Here is a 4,878-nt window from a genome sequence, read left to right on the forward strand (position 1 = left end):
GCGAGATCTCGCGGCAGCCCAGCCCGGAAGCGGCGGCACGGAGGCCGGGACGGCAGCGCCCGGCCTCGTGTCGGCGGGACCGGGCGTGACCTCGTACGGGCAAATGTCTTTAGAAGGTGTGCTCCGCCGTGGGGAACTCGCCGCCGCGGACCTCGGCGGCGAACTGACGCGTCGCGTCGCCGAGCGCACCCGCCAAATCGGCATATTGCTTGACAAAGCGTGGCATACGGCCGGTGCGGAGGCCGGCCATGTCCTGCCAGACGAGCACCTGGGCGTCGGTGTCGGGGCCCGCGCCGATGCCGACGGTGGGGATCGACAGCTCCTTGGTGATGGTCTTGGCGACCTCGCCGGGGACCATCTCGAGGACGACGGCGAAGGCGCCGGCGTCGGCGACCGCCCGGGCGTCGGCCAGGACGTGGGCGCCCTCGTTCTCGCGGCCCTGCACGCGGTAACCGCCGAGGGTGTGCTCGCTCTGCGGGGTGAAGCCGACGTGGCCCATCACCGGGATGCCGGCGCCGGTCAGCGCCTCGATCTGGGCGGCGACGCGGCGGCCACCCTCGAGCTTGACCGCGTGGGCGCCGCCCTCCTTCATGAACCGGACGGCGGTGCGCAGGGCCTGCGTGGGGCCCTCCTCGTAGCTGCCGAACGGCATGTCGGCGACGATCAGCGCGGTCTTGGTGGCGCGGACGACCGCGCGGACCAGCGGAAGCAGCTCGTCGACCGTGACCGGCAGCGTGGTCTCGTAGCCGAACACGTTGTTGGCCGCGGAGTCGCCGACCAGCAGGACCGGTACGCCGTTCTGGTCGAAGATCGACGCGGTGTACTGGTCGTAGGAGGTCAGCATCGGCCAGCGGTCACCGCGGGACTTGGCGGCGATCAGGTCGCGGGTGCGTACCCGGCGCGTGGGCGGACCGCCGTACAGGGTGGGAATATCCGACATGATCTCTCCTTCCCTCGAGGCCGCGTTCGCGGTCCCCGGGTCCGGAAATCGTCGCACCCGGAATGGCCACTCGGTCAGGGGTCAGTGGAGGTTTTCACAAACCTTCTCGAAACCTGTTCGTAATCGGGAGACGGCGGTCGCGCCCGAAGGCCTTGCCGGAGATCTTGGGCCCGGGCGCGGACTGCCGGCGCTTGTACTCGGCCAGGTCGACCATGCGCAGCACCCGGTCGACCAGGGCCGGATCGTTGCCCGCCTCGATCAGCTGCTCCCGGCCGAGATCGTGGTCGACGTAGCCGCGGATGATCGGGTCGAGCAGGTCGTACTCGGGCAGCGAGTCGGAGTCCTTCTGGTCGGGGCGCAGCTCGGCGCTCGGCGGCTTGGTGATCGAGTTCTCCGGGATGGGCGGGTCGCCCTGCTCGTTCCGCCAGCGGGCCAGCCGGTAGACCATCGTCTTGGGCACGTCCTTGAGCGGGTTGAAGCCGCCGACCGAGTCGCCGTAGAGCGTGGAGTAACCGACCGCGAGCTCGCTCTTGTTGCCGGTGGTGAGGACAAGGTGGCCCTCCTGGTTGGACAGGGCCATCAGGATCACGCCGCGCACCCGCGCCTGGAGGTTCTCCACCGCGAGGCCGGAGAGCGAGAGGTTGGCGAGGAAGGCGTCGACCATGGGCTGGATCGCCTCGACGCGGTAGTCGATGCCGGTGCGCTTCGCCAGTTCGGCCGCGTCGTCGCGGGAGCCGGCCGAGGAATAGCCGCTGGGCATGGAGACGGCGAAGACCCGATCCGGCCCGAGCGCGTCGACCGCGATCGCGGCGACGACCGCGGAGTCGATTCCTCCCGACAGTCCGAAAATCACCGATCTGAACCCATTTTTGTTGACATAGTCGCGCAGGCCGAGGACCAGCGCGGACCAGATCTCGGCCTCGTCGGCGATCCTTTCCGCGATGCCGCCGTCCTTTTTGTCCCGGTGGGCCGGACGGGGTTCCGTGGGCAGGACAAACCGGACAATCTCCATCTCGTCGTCGATCCACTGCTCGACGATCGGCAGCGGCTCGGTGTCCGTCTTCTCGGCCCGGTTGGGCGTGGCATCGGCCGCCGGCAGCGACAAGTCGTGAACGAGCAGCTCCGACGTGAACTGCCCGGCCCGGGTCAGCAGCTCGCCGCCGGCCGTCACGATCATCGAGTCGCCGTCGAAGACCAGCTCGTCCTGCGCGCCCACCGCGTTCACATAGGCCACGGCCGCGCCGGCCTCGGCCGCCCGCCGCATCACCAGCGGCAGCCGCACGTCGTCCTTGTTCAGCTCGTACGGCGAGGCGTTGATGTTCAGCACCAGCCCCGCCCCGGCCCGCCGCGCCGCGGTGAACGGGCCACCGGCCTGCCAGATGTCCTCACAGACCGTGAGCGCGATGTCCACCCCGCCGAAGCGCACGACGGTCAGCGACTGCCCCGGCTCGAAGTACCGGCCCTCGTCGAACACGCCGTAGTTGGGCAGGTGATGTTTGTAGTACTTTGCCACAACTTGTCCGGCGTGAAGCAGCGCCGAGGCATCCCGCCGCCCGCACCCCGGAGTCGCCTCCGAGCTGGTCGCCGCCGGCCCGTCCGCGTCGACATATCCCACTACGACCGCCAAATCGCCCAGACCGTCGGCGGCGAGGTCGGCGGCCAGCGTTGACAAAGCGGACAAAGACGACGCAACGAACGAGTCCCGGAAGACGAGGTCCTCGATCGGGTACCCCGTCAGCATCATCTCCGGGAAGGCCACCAGCTGCGCCCCCGCGTCGGCGGCGAGCCGGGACCAGCGGCGCACGGCCGCCGCGTTACCGGCGATGTCGCCGACCGTCGAGTTCACCTGGGCCAGGGCGATCCGCAGCGTGGGCATGCCCTCATTCTTCCGCACGGACCGCACCCGGGACGCCGCGGCGGCTCCCGGCCAGCGTAATCTCGGCGTAACGGAGCCGGGCGACACTGGCTCGTCAGCGCCGGAGCGACCAGGAGTGACCGTGGACCGACAGCAGGAGTTCGTGCTTCGCACACTCGAGGAGCGCGACATCCGTTTTGTCCGGCTCTGGTTCACCGACGTGCTGGGCACCCTCAAGAGCGTCTCCGTCGCCCCGGCCGAGCTCGAGTCCGCCTTCGAGGAGGGCATCGGCATCGACGGCTCGGCGATCGAGGGCTTCGCCCGGGTCTACGAGTCCGACATGGTCGCCATGCCCGACCCCACGACCTTCCAGGTCTTCCCGTTCGAGGGCGGCGCCAGCGGCGAGAGCGCCCGCATGTTCTGCGACATCCTGCTCCCCGACGGCAGTGCCGCCTGGGCCGACCCGCGCCACGTGCTGCGCCGCGCCCTGGCCAAGGCCGCCGAAAAGGGCTTCACCTTCTACACCCACCCCGAGGTCGAGTTCTTCCTGGTGCAAGACGGCCCCTTGGACGGCTCGGTCCCGATCCCGGTCGACACCGGCGGCTACTTCGACCACACCACCCACTCGGTGGCCCGCGACTTCCGCCGTCAGGCCGTGCTCGCCCTCGAGCGCATCGGCATCTCCGTCGAGTTCAGCCACCACGAGGTCGCCCCCGGCCAGCAGGAGATCGATCTCCGCTACGCCGACGCCCTGACCACGGCCGACAACATCATGACCTTCCGCCACGTGGTCAAGGAGGTCGCGCTCACGCAGAGCGTGCGGGCCACGTTCATGCCCAAGCCGTACACGGACCAGCCCGGCAGCGGCATGCACACGCACCTCTCCCTGTTCGAGGGCGAGCGCAACGCGTTCCACGACGCCGACGACCCGATGAAGCTGTCCAAGACGGCCCGCGCGTTCATCGCCGGCCTCCTGGTCCACGCCCGGGAGTACACGGCGGTGACGAACCAGTGGGTGAACTCCTACAAGCGCCTCTTCCCGCTGCAGCTGCCCAACGCGATCACCGAGTCCCCCGCCTTCGTCAGCTGGGGCCACCTCAACCGCAGCGCCCTGGTCCGCGTCCCCGCCTTCGGCAAGCCGAACTCGGCCCGCGTCGAGGTCCGCTCGATCGACTCCGCGACGAACCCCTACCTGGCGTTCGCCGTCATGCTCGGCGCCGGCCTCAAGGGCATCGAGGAGGGCTACGAGCTGCCCCCCGGCGCCGAGGACGACGTCTGGTCGCTCTCCCCCGCCGAGCGCAAGGCCATGGGTTACGAGGCGCTGCCGGAAAACCTCTCCGAGGCCATCGACGTGATGAGCAAGTCCGAGCTGGTCGCCGAGGTGCTCGGCGAGCACGTGTTCGACTTCTTCCTGCGCAACAAGCGGGCCGAGTGGGAGCAGTACCGCCGCGAAGTCACCCCCTACGAGCGGGAACGTTATCTGGGAGCGCTGTAGAACTGTAGATCCGTTCTTGTACGGTCTCTCTGACTTCATGAAGGAGAGACCGTGCTGCAAGATCTGCTCGAGGGTGCTGGCCGCAGCATCGTTTTCGGACTCATCGGTATCGGCCTGATGGCCCTCGGATACGTCCTGATCGATTGGCTCACGCCGGGAAAGCTGCGCGACCTGATCTGGACCGACCGCAACCCCAACGCGTCCCTGCTGCTCGCGGCCAACCAGCTGGGCATCGCCCTGATCGTCTTCACGGCCATCTTCACGAGCTACGACTCGTTCGGCCAGGGCCTCGCCTCGACGGTCATCTTCGGCCTGGTCGGCATCGCCATCATGGGCCTGGCGTTCCTGGTGCTCGACTGGATGACCCCCGGCAAGCTCGGCGACGTCATCTGCACGCCCGACCGCCACGGCGGCGCGATGGTCTCGGCCGCCACCCATTTCGGGGCCGCGCTCATCATCTGCGCCTGCATTTCCTGAAAAATCCCGATACCGTACGAGGTCACGCCCGGTCCCGCCGACACGAGGCCGGGCGCTGCCGTCCCGGCCTCCGTGCCGCCGCTTCCGGGCTGGGCTGCCGCGAGATCTCGC

At 69.0% G+C, this 4,878-nt stretch carries 4 protein-coding genes; 2 read left to right on the top strand and 2 right to left on the bottom strand.

Going from position 1 to position 4,878, the window contains the following annotated elements; all coding sequences use genetic code 11:
* Nucleotides 1-109: 109 nt before the first annotated feature.
* Together panB and A3CQ_RS0144380 are read right to left on the bottom strand one after the other, a co-directional pair.
* A complete protein-coding gene (gene panB / locus A3CQ_RS0144375; RefSeq protein WP_020517424.1) occupies nucleotides 110-940 on the bottom strand; it encodes a 3-methyl-2-oxobutanoate hydroxymethyltransferase in 831 nt (276 codons plus the stop codon).
* 94 nt (nucleotides 941-1,034) lie between these two features.
* Nucleotides 1,035-2,987, bottom strand: coding sequence for an NAD+ synthase (locus A3CQ_RS0144380; RefSeq protein WP_370657642.1), 1,953 nt, complete (start codon nucleotides 2,985-2,987; stop codon nucleotides 1,035-1,037).
* Between A3CQ_RS0144380 and A3CQ_RS0144385 the strand changes: the two genes are divergently transcribed.
* The gene (locus A3CQ_RS0144385; protein WP_040434112.1) at nucleotides 2,938-4,290 is read left to right on the top strand and encodes a glutamine synthetase family protein; all 1,353 of its coding nucleotides are present in this window, start codon (nucleotides 2,938-2,940) and stop codon (nucleotides 4,288-4,290) included. The genes A3CQ_RS0144380 and A3CQ_RS0144385 overlap by 50 nt on opposite strands.
* Nucleotides 4,291-4,341: 51 nt before the next feature.
* On the top strand, nucleotides 4,342-4,767 hold the full coding sequence (locus tag A3CQ_RS0144390) for a DUF350 domain-containing protein (RefSeq protein WP_020517427.1): 426 nt from the start codon (nucleotides 4,342-4,344) through the stop codon (nucleotides 4,765-4,767).
* Nucleotides 4,768-4,878: the final 111 nt, after the last annotated feature.

Origin of the sequence: Paractinoplanes globisporus DSM 43857 (assembly GCF_000379645.1) — a bacterium.
Taxonomy (GTDB): domain Bacteria; phylum Actinomycetota; class Actinomycetes; order Mycobacteriales; family Micromonosporaceae; genus Actinoplanes; species Actinoplanes globisporus.

Coding starts and splice junctions, on each gene's coding strand:
- panB (WP_020517424.1), bottom strand. CDS start 940: ATGTCGGATATTCCCACCCTGTACGGCGGTCCGCCCACGCGCCGGGTA.
- A3CQ_RS0144380 (WP_370657642.1), bottom strand. CDS start 2,987: ATGTCGCGCTCCTCGAGTGTGCGAAGCACGAACTCCTGCTGTCGGTCC.